This is a genomic window from Allobosea sp. GW821-FHT03A12 (assembly GCF_058986765.1).
Genome location: NZ_JBYSVZ010000001.1, coordinates 1,092,395 through 1,118,421, shown reverse-complemented (window position 1 = coordinate 1,118,421; position 26,027 = coordinate 1,092,395). Strand labels below are relative to the sequence as shown.

Sequence of the window (26,027 nt, the reverse complement as noted above, 5' to 3'; positions counted from 1 at the left end):
CGCCTGCCCGAGGATGCAGGGTCGATGCCCGCTCCGGCGTCCGCATGAGCCAAGGTCAGGCGCCGGCGCGCCTGACGGACGACACGGCTGGCGCAAGATGAGGAGCACTCCCCCGCAACTCGCCGACGATGCGCCGGGACAGGTCCGCCCCCGCCTCGCCATCCGTCCGATAGGCCGCAACCATCTCGCGCAAGGTCTGCGTCGCGCGTTCGAGCTCCTGCGAGGCGCTCGCGCTCTGCACCGCCATCGACGCGTTCTGCTGGGTGATGTCGTCCATATGCGCCACCACCTTGGCGACTTCGTCGATGCCGTTGGCCTGTTCGCGCGCAGCCTCGGAGATGTCGGCCAGCGCCTCGGCGACGAGCTTTGACGCATCGACGATGTCCGAGAGCGCGGTGCCGGTGTCCTTCACCAGCTTGACGCCGCTCGCGACCTCCAGGGTCGAGTTCGAGATCAGCTTCTTGATGTCGTTCGCCGAGTCGCTCGAGCGCTGCGCCAGCGCCCGCACCTCCGAGGCGACGACAGCGAACCCTTTACCGGCATCGCCCGCCCGCGCCGCCTCGACGGCGGCGTTGAGCGCGAGCAGGTTGGTCTGGAACGCGATCGCATCGATCACGGTTACGATCTCCGCGATGTCGCGCGAGGCCGTCTCGATGCGTTCCATCGCGCTCACCGCCTCGCCGACGATCGCGCCGCCGCGCTGCGCCGCCTCGCTGGCCTTCGCCCCGAGCCCGGTCGCCTGGCGGGCGCGTTCGGCGCTCTGCTTGACCGAGGCGGCGAGTTCCTCGGTCGTTGCCGCGGTCTCCTCCAGGCTGCTCGCCTGCTCCTCGGTCCGCTCAGCGAGATCGCGGCCGTCGCGGCTGATCCTGGCCGAATTCGCCGTGATCTGCCCCGACATCTCCGCGACCGTCCGGACGATCCCCGCGACCGAGTCGAGCAGGTCGTTGACGCCGTTGCAGAGCTCGCCAACTTCGCCGCTTGCGCCTGACAGCGGGACGCGCCGCGTCAGGTCCTTGGCCTTCGCCGAGGCGACCACCGACCTGATCTCCTCGACCGCCAGTCGCAGCGCCTCCTGGGCCGTGACGTTGGCGGTGATGTCGGTGGCGTATTTGACGATCTTGTAGGGCTTGCCGAGCGCATCGAGGATCGGATTGTAGCTGGCCTGGATCCAGAGCTTGCGGCCGCCCTTGCCGAAGCGCAGATACTGCCCGTCATCGTATTCGCCGCGGCCGAGCTTCTTCCAGAAGCGGGCATAGGCATCGCTGCCGCGTTGCGCCGGATCAACGAACAGCGAATGGTGCTTGCCCTTGATCTCATCCAGGGAGTAGCCGACCGTCCTGAGGAAATTGTCGTTGGCGTCGAGCACGGTGCCGGCGAGGTCGAACTCGATCACGGCCTGGGACTTGCGGATCGCCGCGACCTGCCCCTCGAAATTCGCGATCATCGCCTTGTGGTCGGTGATGTCGGTCGCGAACTTCACGACCTTCTCGGGCTTGCCGCTACGGCCGAGCACCGGCGTGTAGACGGCCTGCAGCCAGATCTGGCGCCCGCCCTTGCCGATGCGCCGAAACTGGGCGTCGATCGCCTCGCCCCCGGCCAGCCGGGTCCAGAACCGGCCATAATCTGCCGAGGCTGCGATCTCCGGCTCGACAAAAATCCGATGGTGCTTGCCGACCACCTCGTCGCGCGCATAGCCGACCGTCCGCAGGAAGGTCTCGTTCGCCTCGAGGATGGTGCCGGCAGTGTCGAATTCGATGACCGCCTGCGTGCGACGGATCGCGGCCGCCTCTCCGGCTTCGGTCGGCCGGCGGCCGATCAGCAGGTCAATTGCCATGGTCCGCTCCTTCGACCGCATCGGTGCGAGGAGGGGCGCCGGGCTGGTCGCTGCCGTCGGCAGCCGAACGCTCGCCCGTGGCGGTGAATTGCTCGGCGATATCTTTGTAGGCGACGGAGTAATACGTCACCAGCGACTTGAAGGACAATTCGAAGATGCGGATGAAATTCGACAGGATGGCAATCTTGTCGTCGTCATGGATCTGCGCTTTCTCGATGATGTCCTTCATGAATTTGATTTCGGAATTCACTCTCGCGATAGCTTGCGTAAACGCTTCGACATCCCTGCTCTTTTTGAGAAGGACATGACTTTGCAGATCGATGACCGACATCTTGCCTCTCCGATCAAATTCGGCGCTTCAGTGCTGTTTTTCGATTGAGAACTTGCAGTGACTGCCGGTGCGCACGATGCAGGCGCTCGACCGCCGGCGCGTCCGCATCACACGGAGCCGGCGCGCCCAGAAGATAGCCCTGGGCCTCCCGGCAGCCTTCCTTGCGGATGTAGTCGAACTGCTCTGACGTCTCGATGCCCTCGACGACGGTGGTGATATCGAGCCGCCGGCCGAGATCGGCGACGAACTTGACCACGGCGGCGCTCTCCGGCCGCGTGACGATGTGCCTGATGAACGAGCCGTCGATCTTGACCTTGTCGAACCGGAACATCTGCAGATACGACAGCGAGGAATAGCCGGTCCCGAAATCGTCCAGCGCGATCCGCACACCCATGTCGCGCAGGCGCCGCAGATCGTCGATGCAGCCCGTTTCCGAACCGAACAGGGCAGTCTCCGTCAGCTCGATCTCCAGCCGGTCGGGCGACAGGCCGGACCTGACCAGGACCGCGAGGATGGTCGGCGCCAGCGTGCCCTTGCCGAGCTGGTTGGCCGAGATGTTGACGGCGACGCACGCGCCGTCCGGCCACCGGGCCGCTTCGCAGCAGGCACTCTGCAGCACGAACATGCTCAGCTGGTCGATCAGCCCCCTCTGTTCGGCGATCGGGACGAATTGCGCCGGCGAGATCCAGCCCCTGTCGGGGTGGTGCCAGCGCACCAGCGCTTCACGTGTCGTCACCTGGCCGGTCTCGACGTCGAAGATCGGCTGGTAGAAGACGAACAGCCCGTCCTTCGTCTCGAGCGCGGAGCGCAGGTCGGCTTCCAGCCGCAGGCGCTCCCGCACGCGCACCTCCATCGCCGGGGAGAAGACGAGGACCTGACCTTTGCCGGCGGCCTTGGCCGCGTAGAGGGCCATGTCGGCTCGCGTCAGCAGGAGATCGGCGGCATTGCCGTGCACCGGCGCCAGCGAGATGCCGACCGTGGCGCCAAGCTGGATGCTCCGGCCGTCCCGCAGGTCGTAGGGCGCGCTCAGAGCCCCGACGATCCGCTTGCCAATCCCGGCAGCGGCAGTCTCCGGGATGTCCTGCACGAGAACCGCGAACTCATCGCCTCCGAGCCGCCCGACGGTCATGCCAGGCCCGTTGCAGATCTCGCGCAGGCGATCCGCGACCTGGCCGAGCAGGATGTCGCCCATGTGATGGCCATGCGTGTCGTTGACGCTCTTGAAGCCGTCGAGGTCGACGAGCAGCAGCCCGGTTCGCCCGTCCGGAGCGACGAAGCTGTTGATCAGGGCGTCATGGAAGGAGGTGCGATTGGGGAGCCCCGTCAGCGTGTCGTAATGGGCGAGCTGGCGAATGCGCCTCTCGGCCTCGACTTCTTTGGTGACGAGGGCCCAGATCACCATCTGCCCGAGATCGCAGCCGTCGGCGCCAAGAATGGCCGATATCTTGAGGTCGAGCACTTCCGGCCCGATCTCGATGCGCGCGGCGTGCGGCAGGGAGCCGGATTCGACCAAAGCCCGCCAGGGCTGCTGCGGCTTCTTGTAGAGCGCCTCGATGGGCGCGCCGACGAGCTCGCCGGCCTCGATCGGCAGCAGATGCTCGATCCTGCGCGTCAATGCCCTGGAGGCCTCGTTCGCATAGCCGATCCTGAACGTGCCCGGCTCGACCGTCATCACCGCGGCCGGCATGTCCTCGATCATGTGCAGGAGCCGCTTTTCCTCCCGCTCCCGGCGCCGGGCCTCCATTTGCGCTCTGCGCGGGCGGGCGCGGCTGAAGCCCTGCAACAAGGCGATCATCGGAGAAGCGAAGCGCCGGCATGAATGCGCCCAAGAATATACCGAAGCACGCCCGCGCATGCCGAGGCCCTTCATTACAATGGCAAGTTGGAGAAACGGCGTTGGCTTCGGCATAGGGGGAGCATTCGCTGCCCCCATCGTCCCCGGCCGCCGCATCCTTGTCCGAAATCTCGCAGCGATACTTCGCGCGGTCCGCATCCGAGCGCCTGATAGCTATCGCATTGTCCGGGATCTGCTGCGGTCGGCGCGTTTCGGAACGCCCTCGTCCAGACTTGCCATCAACCGCGGTCGGCCTGAGAACCGCAGGGTGATTTGTGTTTCCAGGCAAACTGAAACTATAATCATAGTCGAAACCGTTGTTGAAAAGTCTGCATGACTACAAGCGGGTGAACTTCCTAAGCAATTGTAAAACTCACATTCGATACGAGATTATCGAGTTATTATCTATCAACAAACAAAACCGCAAACACCGCGATGAATCGGATATTGATACACTGCGAGATCAATAATCCAAGAGATCTTGACAACGCCATGAACACAATACAACCTAGGCGAGCAAAGTGTATTTCATACATAAATTCCGCAACGTCACTCGGATAGGCAACGTAACTGACACTGGAAAATGCAGACAACCGGGCGAACACCTGAGCACTGCAGCGATATTCCCCTAGGACCTATCCCGGCAGGCCTGCCCCGCAGATCGATCGGCAAGTGGATTGCTCGACGTGAAGCAGCTCTTTCCGCGGTGACGGGCAGATCAACGATCGCACCGCAGTAGGCCTGCGGCGCCGTGATGAAGCGCCGGCCGAGACTGCGCGCCCAATGCAGCCCCCGACAAACCCTGTTCGGAGACTACGGCTCGATCAGCCTGTTGCGGATCGCGTAACGAGCCAGATCGACCGCCGTGCGCAGATTCAGCTTCTTCATCGCCGAGGTGCGGTGCGTGTCGACGGTCTTGATGCTGAGGCCCCAGCGCCGCGCAATGGACTTATTCGATTCCCCTTCCGCGACGAGCTGCACGACCTCCCGCTCACGGGCGGTCAATGTCTGCGACGCCACCGTCTTGTCGGTGCAAAGGAGCTGGTCCAGCAGGCATTTCGCCACGCGCTGAGAGAAATAGGTCTTCCCTTCCGCCAGCGCCCGGACGCTGGCGACGACCTCCCGGTCGTCCTCGGACTTGAGCAGATAGCCGCGCGCACCGGCCTTCAGCGCATCATGGATCAGCCCGTCATCGTCATGCATCGTATAGATCAGCATCCGGGTGTCGGGCAGGCTGCGGAGAACCTGCCGAACCGCCTCCAGCCCGTTCAGTATCGGGAGCGAGTGGTCGATCACCACGACGTCGGGAACATGGTCGAGCGTGAGGCGCACCGCCTCCTCGCCATTCCCGGCCTCGGCGCAAACATGCCAGCCCGGTTGGGCTTCTAGGATCGCCCTGAGGCCACCGCGCACGATGGGATGGTCGTCCACGACCAGTATCTTCAGCTCTCGTCTACCCATCATGCTCGGGTCTCGACTTGCTCGCAGCAGTCTCGGTTGTCGGTCTCACGGAATCAAGCGGGCGGGCGCGCCGTATCCGGAACAGATGGCAGCGCGCGCGTCCCGGCCTCTTCAGCCTGATCGATCTCGGCCAGCGGCAGGCGCAGCCGGATCGTCGTTCCTTTTCCTTGCTCGCTCGTGATCTCCAGCCCTCCCTGGCAGTCGTCGACGAAAGTCTGGACCTGGCTTAGCCCCAGGCCGCTGCCCCGCCCCGCCGCCTTGGTGGTGAAGAAGGGGTCCAAGGCCTGGCCGAGGATCGCTTCCGACATGCCCTGCCCGTTGTCGGACACCCGGATTTCGCTCCAGCCCGGCCCAGCCTGCCCCGGAGCGCGCTCGTCCCGGACCTCGAGAAGCACCATCCCCCCGCCCGGCATCGCATCGCGCGCATTCAGGATCAGGTTCAGCAGGACGGCGAGAAGCTGGGGGCGATCGATCCGGCACGGCAGGGCTGATGCCGCGGCCGATAGGCGGACTTCCACCTTCGGCCCTGCGGCGCGATGGAGCATCGGCAGCGCCTCGGATATGACGAGGTTCAGATCGTTGACGCCGGGCGCGCGGTGGCCGGTGCGGGCATGCGACAGCAATTGGGTGACCAGTTCGCCGCCGACAGTGAGGGTGGCATCGATCTGGTCCAGCAATTCGCCCGCCTTCTGCCGCTCCACGACCTCAGGGCGCAGCAGCAGGACGGCAGAGCGGACGATCCTCTGCAGATTTCCGACGTCATGCGCCACCCCCGCCGCGAAGCGGCCGATCGATTCGAGCCGCTCCGCCTCCACCAGGCGCGCTTTGGCCCGCTCTTCCTGTAGCCGATGCCGCCGCGTCAGCGCCTCGATGCCTGCGAACATCACGATGATGATCGCCGCCCCGACGCCCGTCACGGTCATATGCGATCGCCATGAGCTCATCACAGCGGCCTTGCTCATCGTCACGAGCATCACGAGCGGCAGGTTTTCAAGCGCCCTGAAGCTTGCCACCCGCTCGATTCCGTTGATCGGGCTCGTCCCCCAGAAGACCTCTGGAGCGCTCCCGTCCTGAAATCGCCTGAAGGTTTCCCGCCCGGCGGCCGAGGTGCCGATCAAGGCGTGGATATGCGGTGAGCGGGCGAGCTCGACACCATCCCTGCGGAACAGCGCGACGTTACCACCGCCGATCCAGAGCTGGCTGTAGAAGCGCTCGAAATACATCGGATCCACCAGGGCTACCGCAACTCCGGCGAAACTGCCGTCGAGCGCTTCGATCCGGCGCGACAGCGCGATGACCCAGGCTCCGGATGTGCGGCTGCGCAAGGGCGCATCGATATACAGCCCGGCCGAGATGTCATCTCGTTGGACTGCAAAATAGGCGCGGTCGGCCACATTGGTCCGCGGCGTCGTCGCGTAATTCGTGTCTTGCGAGACGAGGCCGTCCGCTCCGACCACGAACAACGCACGCACGAAGGGCAAGGCGCTCAAGCGCTTACGCATCTCGGCGATGAAACGGGGATCGCTGTTGGTCAGGTTGGGCGTGCCCGCCGCCTCCGCCGCCACGCTTTGAAGGCTCAGATCGATCGATTGAATCGTGCGGGCCGTCTGCTCGGACAGAAGCTTCACCAGATTGACGACGTTGCGCTCCGCGTCCTCTTGCGCGGCCCGATGGCTGCGCCAGGTCTCGAATGCCAGCAAGCCCAGTATGCCCAGCACCAGAAGCAGCGCCGATGTCGGGCGGTGGAACACGGTCATCATAGGCGCCGCCGTTCATCGGGCGGCTCATGTCGCTGCATGCCCATCACTTCGGGAAAAAACTGGATCGCTTCGAAACGCAGACGTGCACTGGTCCTTTGTTCTATCGCATCATCTTCGCGCCGGCGGATATCCACTTTGCGCGAAGATCATACTGGCAGTCCTTCACGACAGTTCGAAATCAGGTCGATACCCGATGCATTCTCGGCGGAATTCTGAGCCGCTCCCCGCCTGGTGAGGGCGCGGCGGATGACATCGGCTTGCTGCCCGCGATCTTTCAGCTGGACTGTCGAGCCTCCGGCGAGCCGCCCTCAGAGCTTTCGGTGGGTCACGTCCTGAAGCATCTTGCGGCCCAGCATGAGATCGGCGGCCAGCTTGCGCAGCTTCGCGCCTCGTCCCCAACCGGTCGCCTCTTTGGTCTCGCGCGATTCACACGCCCCAACCAGCCGCGGTGGCACGATTCCTGATTGCGTGATTCCAGGTCACTCCAAAGGAACGACTGGAAGGCATGGCGCCCAATCTGCGGATCCTCATCGTGGACGCGAACCAGATCCGGGCCGCGATCATCGAGGAAGGCCTGCGGGAAGCGGGTTACGATCAGCTCATCCGCATGACGGCGACGACCGGTCTCGTCGCCGCCATCGAAAGCCATGACCCCGATGTCGTGGTGATCGACCTCGAAGACCCCAGCCGCGACGCGCTGGCCGACATGTTCCTGGTCAGCCGCCATGTCCGCCGGCCGATCACCATGTTCGTCGACCAGTCGGATTCGGCCTCGATCGAGGCCGCCGTCGAGGCCGGCGTCTCCGCCTATATCGTCGACGGGCTGAAGAAGGAGCGGATGCAGCCGATCCTGCAGACCTGCATCAGCCGCTTCAATGCCTTCCGCAAGCTGCGCGAGGAACTCGACGAAGCCCGCTCGCAATTGGAGGACCGTAAGACGATCGACCGCGCCAAGGGCATCGTCATGCGGCTGAAGGGCCTGTCCGAGGACGAGGCTTACGCCCTGATGCGCCGCACCGCGATGAACGAGAAGCGCAAGCTCGTCGACATCGCCCGCTCCCTCATCACCGCCGCGGAGATGCTGAAATGACGACGCTGCACCTGCGGGTCGGCTTCATGCCGCTGGTCGATTGCGCACTGGTCGTTCTGGCCAAGGACGAGGGATTCGCCGAGGCTGAGGGGTTGAATCTGGAGCTGGTCCGCGAGGTCTCGTGGTCGAATCTGCGTGACAAGCTGAATGTGCGCCTGTTCGATGCCGCCCATATGCTCGGCCCGGCCGCCATCGCCGCGACGCTCGGCATCGGCGGCGTCAAGGCCCCGATGGCGGCGCCGCTGGCGCTCAACCGCGATGGCGCCGCGATCACCCTTTCGCTGCGACGCTTCGAGGAATTGTCTCGCCTCGCCGAGGGGGAACTGTCCGATACGACCGCCTCAGCCCGCGCACTCGCCGCCATGGTCGCACGCCGCAGGGCTTCGGGCCTGCCGCCGCTCACCTTCGCCGCGGTGTTCGGCTTCTCGACTCATACCTACCTGCTCGGCGAATGGCTGGAGAAAGCCGGGCTCATGCTCGGCGAGGATATACGCTTCGAGGTCGTGCCACCGCCGCAAACCGTCGAGGCGCTCGCCAGCGGGCGGATCGACGGTTTCTGCGCCGGTGCGCCCTGGAATTCGGCGGCAGTCGCCGCTGGCGTTGGCGCGATGGTCCATGCCAGCGTCGACCTCAGGCGCAACTGCCACGACAAGGTTCTGGCCTGGCGTGCCGACGATGTGCAGAAGCGCCCGGCCGCCGTCTCGAAGCTTGGCTCCGCGATCCTGAAGGCCAGCGCCTGGGCCTGCCGTCCGGAGAATGTCTCGCGCATGGCGCATCACCTGTCCGCGCCGGATCGGCTCGCGCTGCCGGCAGAGCTCATCGAGCGCATCCTGCAGGGAGAGCTGATCCAGGGCGCCGACCGGTCGACGCGCCTGATCGAGCGGTTCATCCGATTCGACCGGGACGCCCTGCGTCCCGACCCGGATGATGCCGACTGGGTTCTTGCCGGCATGGAGCGCGCCGGGCAGGTCATGGCGACACCGCAAATGCGCGACGCCGCACGTCATGTCTTTCTGCCTGCCTCTTTTGACAGCATCTTAGCGTAGGCAAAAGAGTAGCCCATTACTTAGGCAATTGCGTCGCGATTGTGCGCTGCAACAAACAACCCTCGCGCACCACCTGCGCCGCGCCGCCAGCAATCTATGGCAATTCAAGGCTGGGGCTGCCGGTAGGCGGTTGGCACGATCCTTGTAGGAAGTGATGCGACGCGGCCAACGCTGCCCGCGCCATCCCCGATCCGGAAGACACAGCAACGTCGCTGTCGGAATGCGCCTGTCGAGGCGTCTTTCGCGCGGCGTTTTTCGCATTCGGGGCTGGTTTCAGGCGGCCAGCAATTCAGCAATCAAGAGGCGATCGATGACGCACAGCTCCAAGGCCCGGACCAGGGCAGTCGCGGCCCGGCAGATGGGCACAAGCCGCCGCGACTTCTTGAATCTGTCCGGCACGGCCGCCTTGCTCGCCGCTGCGAAGACCGCCCTGCCTTCCGGCGCCTTCGCGCAGACAGCGGGGCCAGAGGTCAAGGGCACCCGCCTCGGCTACATCGCTCTGACAGATGCGGCGCCTCTGATCATCGCTAAGGAGAAGGGCCTCTACGCCAAATATGGCCTGCCGGACATGGACATCGCCAAGCAGGCTTCCTGGGGCGCGACGCGCGACAACATGGCGCTCGGCTTCAAGAACAACGGCATCGACGGCGGCCACATCCTGCGCCCGAAGACGCATCTCTATTCCACCGGCAAGGTCATGCAGAACGGCCAGCCTTTGCCGATGTACACGCTGCTCAACCTCAATGAGGACGGGCAGGCGATCTCGGTCTCCAACGAATACAAGGACCTCAACGTCCAGAAGGACGCTTCGCCGCTGAAGCAGGCCTTCGAGCGCAAGAAGGCCGCCGGCAAGGAACTGACGGCCGCCATGACCTTCCCGGGCGGCACCCACGACCTCTGGATCCGTTACTGGCTCGCCGCCGGCGGCATCGACCCCGACACCGAGATCAAGGTCATCGTCGTGCCGCCGCCGCAGATGGTGGCGAACATGAAGGTCGGCACCATGGACTGCTTCTGCGTCGGCGAGCCCTGGAACGAGCAGCTCGTCAACCAGAACATCGGCTACAGCGCCCTGACTACCGGCGAGCTCTGGTTCAGGCATCCCGAGAAGATCCTCGGCATGCGCGCCGATTTCGTCGATGCCAATCCCAAGGCGACGCAGGCCATCCTGATGGCCGTGATGGAAGCCCAGATGTGGGCCGACAAGATGGAGAACCGCCAGGAGCTCGCCGAGATCGTCGGCAAGCGGCAATGGTTCAACGTCCCGACCGGCGACATCAACAAGCGCCTGCTCGGCGACATCAACTACGGCAATGGCCGCGAGGCGAAGGGCACCAATCTCTATATGAAGTTCTGGGGCGAAGGCGGCGCGACCTCCTGTCCCTGGAAGAGCCTCGACACCTGGTTCGTCACCGAGAACATCCGCTGGGGCAAGTTCGAGCCGACGATCGACATCAAGGCCCTGGTCGACAAGACCAACCGTGCCGATCTCTGGCGGGAAGCCGCGAAGACGCTTGGTGTCGCCGGCGCCCCGACTGCGGATTCCCGCGGCGTCGAGACTTTCTTCGACGGCATGAAGTTCGATCCCGCAGCGCCGCTGGAGTATCTCAAGGCGCTGAAGATCAAGCGGGTGGCCTGACACCATGGCCGAGCCCCTGATCATCGTCGGCAATGGCATGGCCGCGACGCGGCTGGCTGACGAGCTCAGCCGGCAGGCGCTCGGACGCTATGCGGTCGCGGTGATCGGGGACGAGCCGCGGCTGGCCTACAACCGCGTGCTGCTCTCGCCGCTGCTGGCGGGCGAGATCGCCGAGCCCGAGATCGAGCTGAAGCCCGCCGCCTGGTGGCAAGCGCGCGGCGTCTCGATGCTTTACGGCAAGCCGGTCACGAGCATCGACCGGGCGGGAAAAAGCGTGACCCTGGCCGACGGTCTCGTCCTGCCTTACGGCAAGCTCGTGCTCGCGACCGGCTCGCGACCGCTGATGCCGCCGGTGCCGGGGCTGGATCTGCCCGGCGTCGCCAGCTTCCGCGACGTCGCCGATGTCGCGCTGTTCCGCACCATTGCCGCGACCGGCGCGCGCATCGTGGTGATCGGCGGCGGCCTGCTCGGACTGGAGGCGGCCTACGGGCTCGCCAGGATCGGCAGCAAGGTCACGCTGCTGCATCTCGCCGACCGGCTGATGGAGCGCCAACTCGATCGTGAGGGGGCCGGCCTGCTCGCCGGCGAGATCGCGGCTCGCGGCATCGACATTCGCCTGAACTGCACGGCCGAGCGCTTCGTCGGCAAGAGCCGTGTCGAGGCGGTCGAGCTGACCGATGGCGGCCTGATCCCGGCCGACCTCGTCGTCGTCGCCATTGGCGTGCGCCCGCGCGTCGATCTCGCCGTCGCCGCTGGGCTCGACGTCAATCGCGGCATCGATGTCGATGACGGTCTCGCCAGCAGCGATCCCTGCATCTTCGCCATCGGCGAATGTGCCGAGCATCGAGGCCTGGTCTACGGCCTGGTCGAGCCCGCCTATGAGCAGGCCCGCGTGCTGGCCGCGCGACTTGCCGGTGCGAGAGAGCGTTATACCGGTTCGCTGCTGGCGACCAACCTCAAGGTCAGCGGCGTCGGCGTCTTCTCGGCAGGCTCGGTCGAGCCGGGAGAGGACGATGAAGTCCTGCTGCTGCGCGACCCGGCCGCCGGCATCTACCGCAAGTTCCTGCTGCGCCAGGGGCGGCTCGCCGGCTGCGTTCTCGTCGGCGACACCAGCGGCGCGCTGTTCTATCTCGGGCTGATCCGCTCGGGCCAGGACATCAGCGCGATCCGCGCCGACCTGCCATTTGGCGAGGGCTATTGCGTCGGGATGGCTGCGTGATGCGCCACGATGCTCCCCTCGCTCCGGCTGCGACCTGCACGACCTGCCCCTATTGTGGGGTCGGCTGTGGCGTCAAGGCGACGCCGGACGGGCTGGGCGGCGCCTCCATCGCCGGAGACGCCGACCATCCGGCCAATCGCGGGCGGCTCTGCTCCAAGGGCTCGGCGCTCGGCGAGACGCTCGGGCTCGGCACCCGCGTGCAGCATCCGCTGAAACGCAACGCCGCCGGCAGCTATGACAGAGCCAGTTGGGACGAGGCGCTCGATGCCGTCGCGGCCGGTCTGCGGGCCATTGCCGCCGAGCACGGCCCCGAGGCGATCGCCTTCTACCTCTCCGGCCAGCTCCTGACCGAGGACTACTACGTCGCCAACAAGCTGGCGAAGGGCTTCATCGGCACGCCGCATGTCGATACCAATTCGCGGCTCTGCATGTCGTCGACGGTCGCGGCCCAGCGCCGGGTCTTCGGCTCGGACACCGTGCCCGGCGCCTACGAGGATTTGGACAGTGCCGACCTGATCGTTCTCGTCGGCTCGAACACGGCCTGGTGCCATCCGATCCTGTTCCGCCGGATGCAGGACAATCGGCGGGAACGCGGCGCGCGCGTCGTCGTCCTCGATCCGCGGGTCACCGCGACTGCGGAAGACGCCGACATGGTTCTGGCGCTGAAGCCCGGCTCCGACGCCGCGCTGTTCGCAGGCCTGCTCGTCCACCTCGCCGATCGCGGTCTCGTCGACCGGACCTATGTCACGCGCCATGTCGCCGGCTTCGATGAGGCGCTCGCCAACGCGCGGGAAATTGCACCGGACATCGCCGCGGTGTCCGGTGCCACCGGCCTGAAACCTGAGGAGATCGCGGCCTTTTACGAGCTCTGGGCGAGCACACCGCATGTCGTCACGGCCTGGAGCCAGGGCGTCAACCAGTCGGCGCAAGGGACCGACAAGGTCGCCGCGATCCTGAACTGCCACCTCGCCACAGGCCGGATCGGGCGGCCCGGCTGCGGCCCCTTCTCCCTGACCGGCCAGCCCAACGCCATGGGCGGGCGTGAGGTCGGCGGCCTCGCCAATATGCTCGCCGCCCATATGGGCTACGGCGCGGACGAGATCGACCGCGTCCGTCGCTTCTGGCAGGCACCCAATATCGTCGGTCACGAGGGCCTGAAAGCCGTCGAGATGCTCGAGGCGGTCGCCGAGCGCTGCATCCGCGCGATGTGGGTGATGGCGACGAACCCCGCCGTCTCCCTTCCGAATGCCGACAAGGTTCGCGTCGCGCTCACCGGGCTCGATCTTTTCGTCGTCTCCGAGAACGTGCTCTCCAACGACACGCTCGCGGCCAGGCCGCATTTCATCCTGCCGGCCGCCGCCTGGGGCGAGAAGGACGGCACCGTCACCAATTCCGAGCGCCGCATCTCGCGCCAGCGCGCCTTCCTGGCCTTGCCGGGCGAGGTGAAGCCGGATTGGTGGATCATCTGCGAGATCGCCAGGCGCCTCGGCTTCGGCGCGGCCTTCGCCTATGCCGGCCCGCACGAAATCTATGCCGAGCACGCGGCGCTCTCGGCCTTCGAGAACGACGGTACCCGCGATTTCGACATCGGCGCCCATGCCGGCCTCGACAAGGCCTCCTACTACGGTCTCGAGCCGGTGCAATGGCCCGTGCCGGCCCATCAGCCGCAAGGCACAGCGCGACTCTTCGGCGATGGGAACTTCTTCGGTCCCGGGCGCCGCGCGCAGATGCGCCCGCTCGCTGTGCCGCAACTCGCCTCGACGGTGAGCGAAGCCTTCCCGCTACTGCTCAATACCGGCCGCGTGCGTGACCACTGGCATACGATGACCCGGACCGGCCTCAGCCCGCGGCTCAGCGCCCATATCGCCGAGCCCTCGGTCTATCTGCATCCGGCCGACATTACGCGCTTCGGGCTTGTCGAGGGCGGTTTTGCGCGCCTGGCCAGCGCCCATGGCAGCGCCGTGCTCAAGGTCAGCGCCGATGACGGCGTTTCTCCCGGCGAGCTGTTCGCGCCGATCCACTGGTCGGGCGAGACCGCTTCCGACGCGCGGATCGGAGCCCTAACGCAGCCGCTTTGCGATCCCTTCTCCGGCCAGCCGGAAATGAAGGCGACGCCGATCGCGATCGCGCCCGTCACCTATCGCTTCGAAGGCTTCGTCCTCGCGCGGGAGCCCTTCGCCCTTCCAGCCGGAAGCTGGTGGACGCGGCTTGCCGTGCAGGGCGGCGAAGGCCGGCTCTTCGCCACCGATGCCTCGGTCGATGCGATCGCAAGCCTGGTGCGCGAGCATTTCGATGCGGACGAGCTGACCGAGCTGATCGACCGCGACGGCGGCAGCTATCGCTGTGCCGTGTTGCGCGATGGCCGGCTCCAGGCCGCCCTCTTCCTCGCTCCGGCTGGCCGCGCGCCGCTCTGGGACACGGTCAAGGCCGTCTTCGCCGATCCGGCGGCGACCGTGCAGAGCCGGCTTGCCCTGCTGGCGGGGCGCAATCCCGGCGGCGCCGATCCCGGGGCGACCGTCTGCGCCTGCTTCGGCGTCGGCCTGAACGCCATTCGCGCCGCCTTCGAGGCCGGCGCGGCAACGGCCGAGGAGATCGGCGTTCAACTCAAGGCGGGGACCAATTGCGGCTCCTGCCTCCCCGAAATCCGCCGCATCGGCGCGCAGTCCCGCGCGAGCGAGGCGGCATGACGAATGCGACGCAAACGCCCGATCAGAGGAGAGACTGGAACATGGGTCAGCCTGTCTTGAAAGGCACGACTGCGAGCGCGACGGTCGTCGCGCTCTCGGGCAAGCCGTCCGAGGTCGTGCCCCTGCCGGCCGGCCCCGCGAAGCCCTTCGCGGCCAGGCTCGCGCCCCTGGCGAAAGGCGCCCTCGTCAACCTGCTGCCACCGCTGATCACCATCGCGCTGATCCTGCTGTTCTGGCAGATCGCTGCGTCCGGTCCGCAATCCTCGCTGCCGCCACCCTCCAAGATCTGGGAGGAGGCCAAGGATCTCATCACCGAGCCGTTCTACTGGGCAGGCTCGCAGGATATCGGGCTCGGCTGGCGCATCCTGGTCTCGCTGCAGCGCGTCGCGATCGGCTTCACCCTGGCGGCGGTGGTCGGCGTGCTGCTCGGAGCCCTGGTCGGCCAGTCGATCTGGGCGACGCGCGGCCTCGACCCGGTCTTCCAGGTGTTGCGCACGGTGCCGCCGCTCGCTTGGCTGCCGCTCTCGCTCGCCGCTTTTCGTGACAGCCAGCCCTCGGCGATCTTCGTGATCTTCATCACCGCGATCTGGCCGGTGATCATCAACACCGCCGTCGGCATCCGCAACATCCCGCAGGACTATCGCAACGTCGCCAAGGTGCTGCGGCTGAACCAGATCGAGTTCTTCTACAAGATCATGGTGCCCTCGGCCGCGCCTTACATCTTCACCGGCCTCAGGATCGGCGTCGGCCTGTCCTGGCTCGCCATCGTCGCCGCCGAGATGCTGACCGGCGGCGTCGGCATCGGCTTCTTCATCTGGGATGCGTGGAACTCGTCCCGCCTCTCCGACATCATCGTGGCGCTGGTCTATATCGGCGTGGTCGGCTTCCTGCTCGACCGGCTCGTCGCTCTCATCGGCCATGTCGTCACCCGCGGCACCGCGACCAACTGAGGGGACGAAGCGATGAGCTATCTCAAGATCGACCATGTCGACAAACGCTTCCAGCGCGGCACTGCCACGACGGAAGTGCTCAAGGACGTCAGCCTCGTCATCGACAAGGGCGAATTCGTCTCGATCATCGGCCATTCCGGCTGCGGCAAGTCGACCTTGCTCAACATCATCGCCGGGCTCACCCCCGCGACCACCGGCGGCATCCTGCTCGAAGGCAAGGAGGTCAACGCGCCGGGCCCGGACCGGGCCGTGGTCTTCCAGAACCACTCGCTGCTGCCCTGGCTCACCGTCTACGACAATGTCGCGCTCGCCGTGAACAAGGTCTTCGGCGGCAAGAAGAGCAAGGCTGAGCGGCATGACTGGATCATGCACAATCTCGATCTCGTCCAGATGGGGCACGCCAAGGACAAGCGGCCGGGCGAGATCTCGGGCGGCATGAAGCAGCGCGTCGGCATCGCGCGCGGCCTGGCGATGGAACCCAAGATCCTGCTGCTCGACGAGCCCTTCGGCGCGCTCGACGCGCTCACCCGCGCCCATCTGCAGGACTCGGTGATGCAGATCCACGCGGCGCTCGGCAACACCATGATCATGATCACCCACGACGTCGACGAGGCCGTGCTGCTCTCCGACCGGATCGTGATGCTGACCAACGGCCCCTCCGCGCGCATCGGCGAGGTGCTCGACGTGCGCCTCGCCCGCCCGCGCAAGCGGCTGGAGCTGGTCACCGACCGCACCTACATCGCCGCGCGCGAGGCGGTGCTGAAGTTCCTCTACGAGCGCCATCGCTTCGTCGAGGCGGCGTGACGGCACCGGCCATGAGCGACGATTTCACCCTCGACCAGAAGCGCTACCTCGAAGGCTTCGTCAGCGGCATGCAGTCGGCCCGCACGGCGCGCGGCCTCGGCCCGCTCGGCGGCGCGCCGGGCAGCGCCCCGGCCAAGCCTGATGGTCCCGACAGGGAGCATGCGCAGGCGCAGGCCAGGACGGTCGCGGCCGGTGGCAAGCTCGTCGATCAGGAGAAGTGGAAAGCGGCCGAGCATCCGTTCGACGCCTATGCCCGTTTCAAGGATCAGGCCGCGTCGGGCACCTACCCCAAGCCGGAGGACAATTTCCGCTGGCGCTATCACGGCCTGTTCTATGTGGCGCCGGCGCAGAACAGCTATATGTGCCGGCTGCGCATTGCCAACGGCATCCTCAAGGCCTGGCAGTTCGCCGGCGTCGCCGACATCGCCGAAAGCCTCGGCGGCGGCTACAGCCACGTCACCACCCGCGCCAACCTCCAGATCCGCGAGATCACCGCCGAGAACGCCCCGCTACTGCTGGAAGGCCTGGCTGATCTCGGCCTGACCGCGAAAGGCTCCGGCGCCGACAATATCCGCAACGTCACGGGCTCGGCGACAGCCGGCATCGACCCGCTCGAACTCCTCGACACCCGCCCGCATGCCCGCGCCTGGCACCACCACATCCTAAACGACCGCTCGCTCTACGGGCTGCCGCGCAAGTTCAACGTCGCCTTTGACGGCGCCGGCTCGATCGCGACGCTGGAAGACACCAACGATATCGGCTTCCAGGCCATCGAGGTCGCAGAGGGGGCAGCTTTCGAAGGGCAGCCGGTCGCGCCCGGCATCTGGTATCGCCTCGCGCTCGGCGGCATCACCGGCCACAAGGATCTCGCCCGCGACACCGGGGTGATCGTCGCGCCGTCCGACGCGATCGCGGTCGCCGATGCGATCGTCCGCGTTTTCATTGCTAATGGCGACCGCACCGACCGCAACAAGTCACGGCTCAAATACGTCCTCGATGCCTGGGGCTTCGACAAGTTCCTCACCGCCGTCGAGGAGAAGCTCGGCCGCCGGCTGGTCCGGCTAGACGGCGCCTTCGTCAGGCCGCGACCGCTCTATGACCGGCTCGCCCATATCGGCGTTCACAGTCAGGCTCAAGCCGGCCTCAACTGGGTCGGCGTCGCGCTGCCAGTGGGCAAGCTCACAGTCGCGCAGATGCGGACCATCGCAGCCATCTCACAGCAGTGTGGCGACGGCGATATCCGTCTGACCGTGTGGCAGAACCTGCTGATCTCCGGCGTGCCCGATGCCAGGATCGACGACGTGCTGGCCAATCTGCAGGCGATCGGCCTCTCGGCCGAAACCTCGGTATTGCGGGCCGGGCTGATCGCCTGCACAGGCGCGACCGGCTGCAAGTTCGCCGCCGCCCACACCAAGGAGGATGCGCTCGCCATTGCCGCCCATTGCGAGCCGCGCATCACGCTGGACCTGCCGGTCAACATCCACCTCACCGGCTGCCACCATTCCTGCGCCCAGCACTATATCGGCGATCTCGGCCTGATCGGCGCCAAGGTGCCGGTCAACGAGGAGGGCGACACGGTGCCGGGCTACGACCTCCTTGTCGGCGGCGGCTATGGCGTCGATGGCGGGATGGCCCGGCCCTTCCGCGAGAAGGTCAAGGCCGAGGAGGCGCCGGCCCTGGTCGAGGCGATCCTGCGCACCTGGCAGGTGCATCGCGCCGCGCCCGACGAAAGCTTCGTCGCCTTTGCCCGCCGCCACGAGATCGCAGCCCTGCAGGCACTGGTCGAGCAGATCGGAGGTGCGGCATGACCGTCCAGAGCCCGAACCCGATCGTCCAGGTGCTGCCGGAAACCGCGCCCTTCAGCGAGGAGCAGCGCTCCTGGCTCAACGGCTTCTTCGCCGGCCTGCTCTCGCTCGACAATGCCGGTGTGACCGCGCTCTCGCCTGCCGAGAACGCCGCGGTCATGGCCGAGGCCGACGACGGCGCGCCCTGGCACGATCCGTCCCTGGAGATGGCCGAGCGCATGGGGCTTGCCGAGGGCAAGCCGCTGCCCCGCAAGCTCTACGCCGCCATGGCCCAGCAGGATTGCGGGCAGTGCGGCTATGTCTGCGAGACCTATTCCGCCGCCATCGCCGAGGGCAAGGAAGGCCGGCTCAATCTCTGCGCGCCCGGCGGCAAGGAGACGCTGCGTCAGCTCAAGGCCCTGATGGAGGAAGGTAGTGCAGTTCCGGCTGCTGCGGCCGAGCCTGCCTCTGTCGCCCCTGTCGGCCCGATCGGCCGCTCCCGCGAGAACCCGGCGCTCGCGACCTTCTTGTCGCGGCGCAAGCTCAATGGCGAGGGGTCCGAGAAGGAGACCTGGCATGTCGAGCTCGACCTCGTCGAAAGCGGTCTCGACTATATCGTCGGCGACGCCTTCGGCATCGTCGCGCAGAACGACCCGCGCCTCGTCGATGCGGTGATCGCGCTGTTGGGTGCGCGGCCGGACGCGGAGATCGGCGGCAAGTCGCTGCGTGGGAGACTTCTGGAGGACTGCGCCCTTGGCCCCGCGCCGGACGCGCTGTTCCAGCTCCTGTCCTATGTCACGGGCGGCGAGGCTCGCGCCAAGGCGAGACGCCTTGCCGCTGGCGAGGACCCCGATGGCGACCTCGATCGACTCGACGTGCTCGGCGCGCTGCACAAGTTCTCGCAGGCCCGGCTCTCGGCGGAAGCCTTCGTCGAGGCCCTCGACCCGCTGCAGCCGCGGCTCTATTCGATCTCCTCGTCGCACAAGGCCACGCCCGGACGCATTACGCTGACGGTCGATGCGGTGCGCTATAGGATCGGCTCGCGCCCGCGCTGGGGCGTCGCCTCGACCTTCCTCGCCGAACGCGTCGCCCCCGGCGACAAGCTGCCGGTCTATGTCCAGCGCGCCCATGGCTTCGGGCTGCCGGCCGATCCGGCGGCGCCCGTGATCATGTGCGGCCCCGGCACCGGGATCGCGCCCTTTCGTGCTTTCCTCCACGACCGGCAGGCGACGAAGGCGCCAGGCCGCAACTGGCTGTTCTTCGGCCACCAGCGCCGGACCTGCGACTTCTTCTACGAGGAGGAGCTGCAGGCGATGAAGGATTCCGGCTTCCTCACCAACCTGACGCTGGCCTGGTCCCGCGACGGCGACAAGGTCTATGTCCAGGACCGCATGCGCGAACGCGGCGGCGAGCTCTGGTCATGGCTTGAGCAAGGCGCGCATTTCTATGTCTGCGGCGACGCCAAGCGCATGGCCAGGGATGTCGAGCGCGCGCTGGTCGATATCGTCGCGGAGCATGGCGGGCGCTCTGCCGAGGACGCGATCGCCTATGTCGCGTCCTTGCGGAAGGCGGGGCGCTATCAGGCAGACGTCTATTAGAGCTCCAGGCTCGCTGAGCCATGCTGGCGCCGCTCTGCCCATCAACGACGAAGGGCGCTGTGTCGCCTCAAAACCTGGCCTTCCGCACCGCTACATCGCCTGCAGGTGATTTTGCGCCCCCGCGACCGGTGAAAAATGGCGCCCTAAAATCAAAAACTTACAGGGGGAAATAGCGGAGAGTGAGAACGAAAGTTCGAACTCGGAACCAGGAGCGCGACCGGCCGAAAGGCCGCCCCATCGGAGCCCTGAGCGAAGCGAACTGGCGTGAGATAAAAGAGATGGCGGACAGGGAGGGATTTGAACCCCCGATACCCTTGCAGGTATGCCGCATTTCGAGTGCGGTGCATTCAACCACTCTGCCACCTGTCCGCGGTCGCTCTGGTCGAGGCGGGGTGCTTACTACACATTGCATCCGCCCGACACAAGCCTTTCCGGAACGATGCGTCCACAACTCCGTCATCGCCCTGAAATCCGCAGCTGCCATGCTGCTTTTCCTTGACGCATCGCCCTCGCGCGACTAGGAAGCCGCGTCCGGCGTGGGGAAACCCGCGCCTGATCTCTTTTGGCTGCCGCCGACCATGCCGCTTCGATGCGGCGGACGCAGCGGGCCCGGAAGAGCAAACCCGACCACGCAACCGACTGCCAAAAAGCCGTCCCGCGTGCGCCCTTCAGGGGCACATGACAGGGCGGGGCTCAACATGGAGAACACTAAGATGTTCGCAGTCATCAAGACCGGTGGCAAGCAGTTCCGCGTCGCCGCCAATGACCGCATTACCGTCGCCAAGATCGAGGGCAACCCCGGCGACACCGTCGCTTTCGGCTCCGTCCTGATGCTGACCGACGGCGAGAAGTCGACGATCGGCGCCCCCTTCCTCGGTGACATCACCGTCGCCGGCGAGATCGTCGAGCAGGCTCGCGGCGAGAAGGTCATCGCCTTCAAGAAGCGCCGCCGCCAGAATTCGAAGCGCAAGCGCGGCTTCCGCGCCGAGCTGACCGTGGTGCGCATCACCGACATCCTCACCGGCGGCAAGAAGCCGGAGATGAAGAAGGGCGAAGCCGCCCCGGTCGCGCTCAAGGCCGGCAGCGAAGCCGTCAAGGGCAAGGCCGCACCGAAGGCCGCCAAGGCTGAGAAGGCCGAGGGCCTCGACGCCTCCAACCTCTCGCTGATCTCGGGCGTCGGCCCAACCATCGAGAAGAAGCTGCGCGCCGCCGGGATCACCTCCTGGAACGATATCGCCGCCTGGACCGAGGCCGACGTCGCCAAGTGGGACGAAGAGCTGAAGCTGCGTGGCCGCGCCACCCGCGAGGAGTGGGTCGAGCAGGCCAAGGAGCTGCTCGCCGGCAAGCCGCCGCGGGCCAAGGCCGACCAGGCCGAGCTCGCTTCCGGCGAGGACTACTGACCGGCGCTGACAGGCTCCGCGAAGCTTCACGCCCGATCGGGGTGGCATTTGCCGCCGATTCGGGTTACATGGACTGAAGAGTTTTTGAGGTAGGGCGTTATGGCTCACAAAAAGGCAGGCGGCTCGTCGCGCAACGGTCGCGACTCCGAAAGCAAGCGTCTCGGCGTGAAGCGCTTCGGCGACCAGGCGGTCGTGGCCGGCAACATCATTATTCGTCAGCGCGGCACCAAATGGCACGCCGGCGTGAACGTCGGCATGGGCAAAGACCATACGCTCTTTGCCACGTCGAACGGTCGCGTCCGATTCACGACGAAGCTCGGCCGAGCTTTCGTGAACGTAGTCCCGGCCCAAGAGGCCGCAGAATAAACGGCGGATAGGGAATGTTCTCGATCCGCCGGTTCCATCGAACCGGACGGATCAAGGGAATAAAAGCCCGAAAGCGGGTTTCCCGAAGGTCAGCGAGGGGGAGATGGGACCAAAGCCCAGCTCCCCCTTTCGTTTGCGCCGACGGAGAGACCCGATGTTCCCCGAATTGACGAGAGACGACGTCTTCCGGCTCGAGACCAGGCGGCTGTGGCTGCGCTGGCCGCGGATCGCCGACGCCACCGCGATTCTGCGCCTCGCCGGCGAGAAGGCCGTGGCCGAGATGACCGCCTCGATCCCGCATCCCTATCCGACCCAGGCGGTCGATCCCTTCGTCTTCGCGACGCGCAAGGGCAATGCGCTCGGCGAGCATCTCGTGCTGGCGATCACCCCGCGTGAGAAGCCGAACGAGCTGATCGGCATGATCGGCGCGCACAAGCAGGCGAGCGGGCGGCCCTTCATCGGCTACTGGCTCGGCACGCCGCACTGGAACAAGGGCTATGCCACCGAGGCGGTGCAGGCGCTGATCGACACCATGTTCTCGCTGGTCGAGATCGATGCGATCGAGGCCGACACCCGCGTCATCAACCCGGCCTCGCGCCGGGTGCTGGAGAAGAGCGGCTTCCGGCAGGAAGGCTCCTTCCTGAAGTCGCTGCCGGCGCGTGGCGGGCTGTTCCCTTGCGAACAGTACCGGCTCGACCGCTCGACCTGGTCGGCGCTGAAGAGCTGGAGCGCCTCCGGCTGGGCCCCGCTGCCGGCTGCCGAACAGCAGCAGCAGGCTGACAGCTTCAGCGAAGAGCCCTGCATGGCCTGAAATCAACGGGCCCGCCTGATGGCGGGCCCGTTTGTCAGCGCAACGCATTGCCCCGCCCGCCGCATCCGACTACCAAGCTCCAATGAAATTCCTCGACCAAGCCAAGATCTATGTGAAGGCCGGTGACGGCGGCGCCGGCTGCGTCTCGTTCCGGCGCGAGAAGTTCATCGAGTTCGGCGGGCCCAATGGCGGCGATGGCGGGCGCGGCGGCGACGTCGTGGTCGAATGCGTGCAGGGCCTGAACACGCTGATCGACTTCCGCTTCCAGCAGCATTTCAAGGCCCGGATCGGCGAGCACGGCATGGGCAAGGACCGGCACGGTGCCAATGGCCCCCCGATCGTGCTCAAGGTGCCGCCGGGTACCGAGATCCTCGACGAGGACGGCGAGACGCTGATCGCCGACCTGACCGAGCCCGGCCAGCGCTTCGTCCTGTGCAAGGGCGGCAATGGCGGCTTCGGCAACGCCTATTTCAAGACCTCGACCAACCAGGCGCCGCGCCATGCCAATCCCGGCCTTCCGGGCGAGGAGCGCTGGGTCTGGCTGCGGCTCAAGCTGATCGCCGATGCCGGCCTGGTCGGCCTGCCCAATGCCGGCAAGTCGACCTTCCTCGCCACGGTGACGGCGGCCAAGCCCAAGATCGCCGACTACCCCTTCACCACGCTGCATCCCGGCCTCGGCGTCGTCCGCGTCGACGCACGCGAGATGGTGCTCGCAGACATTCCCGGCCTGATCGAGGGCGCGCATGAGGGCCACGGCCTCGGCGACCGCTTCCTCGGCCATATCGAGCGTTGCCGCGTGCTGCTGCATCTGGTCGAGGGCACGAGCGAGCATGCCGGCAAGGCCTACAAGACCGTGCGCAAGGAACTCGCCGCCTATGGCGCCGATCTCGACGAGAAGCCGGAGATCGTGGCGCTCTCCAAGGTCGACGCGCTGACGCCGGAGGCGCGTAAGGAACAGCTCGCCCGCCTGAAGCGCGCCTGTGGCCGTACCCCCATCGCGCTCTCCGCCGCCTCGGGCGAAGGCGTCGAGGCGGCGCTGCGCGCGGTCTTCGCCGTGGTCGAGGAAGCACGCGCCCAGGAAGCCAAGGACGAGGCTCCGGCGCAGGAGACCGGCTGGCATCCTTGACAGCCGTTCACAACTGCCGCTTGCGCTACGGCCAGTCCTGGTCTTGAAGTCGGAGATTGCCCGCTTTCCGGACCTTCGCTGCCATGCTGAGACGACTGACCGCCCTCGCCATCACCACCGGTCTCCTGGCTGGCACGGCGTTCGCCCAGGCTCCGGCGCAACGCCCTCCCCAGCAGCGACCGGGCCAGGCGGCACAGGCGACCCCGGCCCCTGGCGCCGTCTCCCAGCCCGACAACACCACCGCGAGCTATGGCGACTGGGTGCTGCGCTGCCAGCAGAGCGTCGCAGCCCGCGTCTGCGAGATCGTGCAGACCCTCGAGCAGCAGGGCCAGCGTGGCCCGATCGCGCTGGTCGCCATCGGCCGGCCGGTCAAGGAAGAGCCGATCAAGCTGGTGATCCAGGTGCCGCCGAACCTGTCGCTCGGCGACAAGGCCGCCATACGCGTCACCATCGCCGACAAGGATGAGGCCGTCGCCGTCTTCCAGCGCTGCCTGCCCGGCGGCTGCTTCGCCGAGGCCAGCCTGAGCGATGATGTCTTCAAGCGCTGGCGCGGTTTCAGCGAAGCCGCCCAGATGCGCTATCTCGACGCCGGCAAGCGTGAGGTCGCGCTGCCGCTCTCCTTCCGCGGCTTCCCTGCCGCGGCCGAGGCGCTGCAGCGCGAGCCGTGAGCCAAACTGTCATGCTCGGGTCTTCGCTGCGCTTCGCCCGAGAATGACGCTTTTCAATGCGCCCCGGACGGCCTTGCATTGCGCAGGGTCGTCAGCGCCACGGCAATGCAGAACACCATGCCGGCGATCGCGATCAGCGCGACCGCATGGAAGCCGGTCATGAAGGCCTCGCGCGCCGCCTGGAGCAGATGCGCCGACTGGTCCGGCGCCAGCTTCTCGGCCGCAGCCAGCGCCCCGCCGAGCGTCGAGCGCGCCGGCGCCAGCGTCGCACTATCCACGCCCGTGACCGACAGCCCCGCCATGCCCTGGCGATAGAGCGCCGCGCCCAGGCTGCCGAAGACCGCGATGCCGAGCGCGCCGCCCAGCTCGATGCTGGTCTCGGACATGGCCGAGGCCGCCCCCGCCCGCTCCTGTGGCGCCGAGCCGACCACGATTCCGGTCGTCAGCGCGATCACCGGCGTGAAGCCGATCGAGAACACGATCGATGAGGCGACGATCTGGACGAGGTTCGGCGCGAAGGCGAGCCAGGCAAAGCCGAGGCCGGATAAAAGCATGCCGCCCGCCATCAGCGTCGCCGGCTTGAAGCGCACGGATAGCGGCGTCACGGCGAAGGAGGCGAGCGTGAAGGCGACCGCCGAGGGCAGCGACCAGATGCCCGCTTCCAGCGGCGTCAGCCCCGCGACCAGTTGCAGATACTGCGCCATGAAGATGAAGCTGCCGAACATCACCATGATGCCGGCGAGATTGATCGCCAGCGCCGCGCGGAAGGCGGGAATCCCGAACAGGGCAAGGTCGACCATCGGATCGGCGAGGCGCGTCTGCCGGCGCGCGAACACCAGGCCGAATACGAGCCCGGCGACGATGCAGCCGACGGCAGAAACCGAAAGCCCAAACTCGGCCCAGTGCTTGATGCCGTAGATCACCGGCAGGATCGCCGCCAGCGAGAGCAGCGCGCTGATAAGGTCGAGCCGGCCCGCCTGCGGCGCCTTGTACTCCGGCAGCAGGATCGGGCCGATCACCAGCAGGATCAGCATCGGCGGCACCGCGATCAGGAAGACCGAGCCCCACCAGAAATACTCGATCAGCGCTCCGCCGATCAGCGGGCCGATCACGGCGCCAGCCGAGAAGCTGGCGATCCACATCGAGATCGCGAAGGTGCGCTCGGTCTCGTCCTCGAACATCACCGCGATCAGCGACAGCGTCGACGGAGCCAGCGTCGCCCCGGCGATGCCGAGCAGCGCCCGCATCACGATCAGCATCTCGGTGCTGGTCGAGAACGCGGCGACGGTCGAGGCCAGGCCGAAGGCGGCCGCACCGATCAGCAGCAGCTTGCGCCGGCCGATCCGGTCGCCGAGCGTGCCCATGGTCATCAGGAAGCCGGCGACCATGAAGCCGTAGATGTCGATGATCCAGAGCAACTCGCCGGCCGTCGGCTTGAGCTCGCGCGTCAGCGTCGGGACCGCCAGGTTCAGCACCGTCAGGTCCATCGAGTAGATCATGCAGGGGAAGGCGATCGCGATCAGGCCGAGCCATTCGCGGCGGGTGGCCTTGCGCGCCGGCACAGCGGCGGTAGTCGAAGTCGTCACGGCGAAGTCTCTTTCGGATCTTTTTAAGCAGCA

The 26,027-nt window shown here is 66.6% G+C and carries 21 protein-coding genes and 1 tRNA gene; 15 read left to right on the top strand and 7 right to left on the bottom strand.

The features are described from left to right. Positions 1–55: 55 nt before the first annotated feature. The 5 genes from AC3WLC_RS05270 to AC3WLC_RS05250 form a co-directional block, all read right to left on the bottom strand. Positions 56–1,834 carry a methyl-accepting chemotaxis protein gene (locus AC3WLC_RS05270; RefSeq protein ID WP_493682871.1) on the bottom strand — a complete coding sequence of 593 codons (1,779 nt, stop codon included), beginning with the start codon at positions 1,832–1,834 and terminating at the stop codon, positions 56–58. Then, positions 1,824–2,165, bottom strand: coding sequence for a hypothetical protein (locus tag AC3WLC_RS05265; protein ID WP_493682870.1), 342 nt, complete (start codon positions 2,163–2,165; stop codon positions 1,824–1,826). The genes AC3WLC_RS05270 and AC3WLC_RS05265 overlap by 11 nt, the downstream gene beginning before the upstream one ends. A 13-nt stretch (positions 2,166–2,178) precedes the next feature. Further along, the gene (locus AC3WLC_RS05260; protein ID WP_493682869.1) at positions 2,179–3,909 is read right to left on the bottom strand and encodes a putative bifunctional diguanylate cyclase/phosphodiesterase; all 1,731 of its coding nucleotides are present in this window, start codon (positions 3,907–3,909) and stop codon (positions 2,179–2,181) included. A gap of 903 nt (positions 3,910–4,812) precedes the next feature. Beyond that, positions 4,813–5,430, bottom strand: coding sequence for a response regulator (locus tag AC3WLC_RS05255; protein ID WP_493682868.1), 618 nt, complete (start codon positions 5,428–5,430; stop codon positions 4,813–4,815). An 83-nt stretch (positions 5,431–5,513) separates the two neighbouring features. Beyond that, on the bottom strand, positions 5,514–7,220 hold the full coding sequence (locus AC3WLC_RS05250; RefSeq protein ID WP_493682867.1) for an ATP-binding protein: 1,707 nt from the start codon (positions 7,218–7,220) through the stop codon (positions 5,514–5,516). Between the two features lie 26 nt (positions 7,221–7,246). On the opposite strand from AC3WLC_RS05250, the gene AC3WLC_RS05245 reads away from it, so the two are divergent. The 10 genes from AC3WLC_RS05245 (at position 7,247) to AC3WLC_RS05200 (ending at position 20,037) form a co-directional block, all read left to right on the top strand. After that, positions 7,247–7,684, top strand: a complete 438-nt coding sequence (locus tag AC3WLC_RS05245) for a hypothetical protein (RefSeq protein ID WP_493682866.1) — start codon at positions 7,247–7,249, stop codon at positions 7,682–7,684. Between the two features lie 41 nt (positions 7,685–7,725). Continuing rightward, a complete protein-coding gene (locus tag AC3WLC_RS05240) occupies positions 7,726–8,310 on the top strand; it encodes an ANTAR domain-containing response regulator (RefSeq protein WP_493682865.1) in 585 nt (194 codons plus the stop codon). Then, complete coding sequence (locus tag AC3WLC_RS05235) at positions 8,307–9,356, top strand: CmpA/NrtA family ABC transporter substrate-binding protein (protein ID WP_493682864.1); 1,050 nt, start codon at positions 8,307–8,309, stop codon at positions 9,354–9,356. Before AC3WLC_RS05240 ends, AC3WLC_RS05235 begins: the two co-directional genes overlap by 4 nt. Before the next feature lie 310 nt (positions 9,357–9,666). Further along, a complete protein-coding gene (locus AC3WLC_RS05230; protein WP_493682863.1) occupies positions 9,667–10,995 on the top strand; it encodes a CmpA/NrtA family ABC transporter substrate-binding protein in 1,329 nt (442 codons plus the stop codon). A gap of 4 nt (positions 10,996–10,999) precedes the next feature. After that, complete coding sequence (locus tag AC3WLC_RS05225) at positions 11,000–12,214, top strand: NAD(P)/FAD-dependent oxidoreductase (protein ID WP_493682862.1); 1,215 nt, start codon at positions 11,000–11,002, stop codon at positions 12,212–12,214. Further along, a complete protein-coding gene (locus tag AC3WLC_RS05220) occupies positions 12,214–14,901 on the top strand; it encodes a molybdopterin-dependent oxidoreductase (RefSeq protein WP_493682861.1) in 2,688 nt (895 codons plus the stop codon). Before AC3WLC_RS05225 ends, AC3WLC_RS05220 begins: the two co-directional genes overlap by 1 nt. 41 nt (positions 14,902–14,942) lie before the next feature. Then, a complete protein-coding gene (gene ntrB, locus AC3WLC_RS05215) occupies positions 14,943–15,851 on the top strand; it encodes a nitrate ABC transporter permease (protein ID WP_493682860.1) in 909 nt (302 codons plus the stop codon). Between the two features lie 12 nt (positions 15,852–15,863). Beyond that, the gene (locus AC3WLC_RS05210; protein ID WP_493682859.1) at positions 15,864–16,655 is read left to right on the top strand and encodes an ABC transporter ATP-binding protein; all 792 of its coding nucleotides are present in this window, start codon (positions 15,864–15,866) and stop codon (positions 16,653–16,655) included. Between the two features lie 11 nt (positions 16,656–16,666). Beyond that, positions 16,667–18,463: a NirA family protein gene (locus AC3WLC_RS05205; protein ID WP_493682858.1), complete on the top strand. Its 1,797-nt coding sequence runs from the start codon at positions 16,667–16,669 to the stop codon at positions 18,461–18,463. After that, on the top strand, positions 18,460–20,037 hold the full coding sequence (locus tag AC3WLC_RS05200) for a sulfite reductase subunit alpha (protein WP_493682857.1): 1,578 nt from the start codon (positions 18,460–18,462) through the stop codon (positions 20,035–20,037). Before AC3WLC_RS05205 ends, AC3WLC_RS05200 begins: the two co-directional genes overlap by 4 nt. Before the next feature lie 279 nt (positions 20,038–20,316). On the opposite strand, the gene AC3WLC_RS05195 is transcribed toward AC3WLC_RS05200, so the two are convergent. Further along, positions 20,317–20,406 (bottom strand) — tRNA-Ser (locus AC3WLC_RS05195). A gap of 344 nt (positions 20,407–20,750) precedes the next feature. On the opposite strand from AC3WLC_RS05195, the gene AC3WLC_RS05190 reads away from it, so the two are divergent. The 5 genes from AC3WLC_RS05190 (at position 20,751) to AC3WLC_RS05170 (ending at position 24,408) form a co-directional block, all read left to right on the top strand. Further along, complete coding sequence (locus AC3WLC_RS05190; RefSeq protein ID WP_092156691.1) at positions 20,751–21,437, top strand: 50S ribosomal protein L21; 687 nt, start codon at positions 20,751–20,753, stop codon at positions 21,435–21,437. A gap of 99 nt (positions 21,438–21,536) precedes the next feature. Then, positions 21,537–21,803, top strand: a complete 267-nt coding sequence (gene rpmA, locus AC3WLC_RS05185; RefSeq protein ID WP_091842353.1) for a 50S ribosomal protein L27 — start codon at positions 21,537–21,539, stop codon at positions 21,801–21,803. A gap of 154 nt (positions 21,804–21,957) precedes the next feature. After that, positions 21,958–22,614: a GNAT family N-acetyltransferase gene (locus AC3WLC_RS05180; RefSeq protein ID WP_346361856.1), complete on the top strand. Its 657-nt coding sequence runs from the start codon at positions 21,958–21,960 to the stop codon at positions 22,612–22,614. Between the two features lie 82 nt (positions 22,615–22,696). Beyond that, positions 22,697–23,740, top strand: coding sequence for a GTPase ObgE (obgE, locus tag AC3WLC_RS05175; RefSeq protein WP_493682856.1), 1,044 nt, complete (start codon positions 22,697–22,699; stop codon positions 23,738–23,740). 83 nt (positions 23,741–23,823) lie between these two features. Beyond that, entirely contained in the window at positions 23,824–24,408 is a 585-nt protein-coding gene (locus AC3WLC_RS05170; protein WP_493682855.1) for an invasion associated locus B family protein, read from the top strand. 53 nt (positions 24,409–24,461) lie between these two features. Here AC3WLC_RS05170 and AC3WLC_RS05165 read toward each other — a convergent pair whose 3' ends face one another. After that, entirely contained in the window at positions 24,462–25,994 is a 1,533-nt protein-coding gene (locus AC3WLC_RS05165; RefSeq protein ID WP_493682854.1) for an MFS transporter, read from the bottom strand. Positions 25,995–26,027: the final 33 nt, after the last annotated feature.

Coding starts and splice junctions, on each gene's coding strand:
- AC3WLC_RS05270 (WP_493682871.1), bottom strand. CDS start 1,834: ATGGCAATTGACCTGCTGATCGGCCGCCGGCCGACCGAAGCCGGAGAG.
- AC3WLC_RS05265 (WP_493682870.1), bottom strand. CDS start 2,165: ATGTCGGTCATCGATCTGCAAAGTCATGTCCTTCTCAAAAAGAGCAGG.
- AC3WLC_RS05260 (WP_493682869.1), bottom strand. CDS start 3,909: ATGGAGGCCCGGCGCCGGGAGCGGGAGGAAAAGCGGCTCCTGCACATG.
- AC3WLC_RS05250 (WP_493682867.1), bottom strand. CDS start 7,220: ATGATGACCGTGTTCCACCGCCCGACATCGGCGCTGCTTCTGGTGCTG.
- AC3WLC_RS05245 (WP_493682866.1), top strand. CDS start 7,247: ATGTCGCTGCATGCCCATCACTTCGGGAAAAAACTGGATCGCTTCGAA.
- AC3WLC_RS05240 (WP_493682865.1), top strand. CDS start 7,726: ATGGCGCCCAATCTGCGGATCCTCATCGTGGACGCGAACCAGATCCGG.
- AC3WLC_RS05235 (WP_493682864.1), top strand. CDS start 8,307: ATGACGACGCTGCACCTGCGGGTCGGCTTCATGCCGCTGGTCGATTGC.
- AC3WLC_RS05230 (WP_493682863.1), top strand. CDS start 9,667: ATGACGCACAGCTCCAAGGCCCGGACCAGGGCAGTCGCGGCCCGGCAG.
- AC3WLC_RS05225 (WP_493682862.1), top strand. CDS start 11,000: ATGGCCGAGCCCCTGATCATCGTCGGCAATGGCATGGCCGCGACGCGG.
- AC3WLC_RS05220 (WP_493682861.1), top strand. CDS start 12,214: ATGCGCCACGATGCTCCCCTCGCTCCGGCTGCGACCTGCACGACCTGC.
- ntrB (WP_493682860.1), top strand. CDS start 14,943: ATGGGTCAGCCTGTCTTGAAAGGCACGACTGCGAGCGCGACGGTCGTC.
- AC3WLC_RS05210 (WP_493682859.1), top strand. CDS start 15,864: ATGAGCTATCTCAAGATCGACCATGTCGACAAACGCTTCCAGCGCGGC.
- AC3WLC_RS05205 (WP_493682858.1), top strand. CDS start 16,667: ATGAGCGACGATTTCACCCTCGACCAGAAGCGCTACCTCGAAGGCTTC.
- AC3WLC_RS05200 (WP_493682857.1), top strand. CDS start 18,460: ATGACCGTCCAGAGCCCGAACCCGATCGTCCAGGTGCTGCCGGAAACC.
- AC3WLC_RS05190 (WP_092156691.1), top strand. CDS start 20,751: ATGTTCGCAGTCATCAAGACCGGTGGCAAGCAGTTCCGCGTCGCCGCC.
- rpmA (WP_091842353.1), top strand. CDS start 21,537: ATGGCTCACAAAAAGGCAGGCGGCTCGTCGCGCAACGGTCGCGACTCC.
- AC3WLC_RS05180 (WP_346361856.1), top strand. CDS start 21,958: ATGTTCCCCGAATTGACGAGAGACGACGTCTTCCGGCTCGAGACCAGG.
- obgE (WP_493682856.1), top strand. CDS start 22,697: ATGAAATTCCTCGACCAAGCCAAGATCTATGTGAAGGCCGGTGACGGC.
- AC3WLC_RS05170 (WP_493682855.1), top strand. CDS start 23,824: ATGCTGAGACGACTGACCGCCCTCGCCATCACCACCGGTCTCCTGGCT.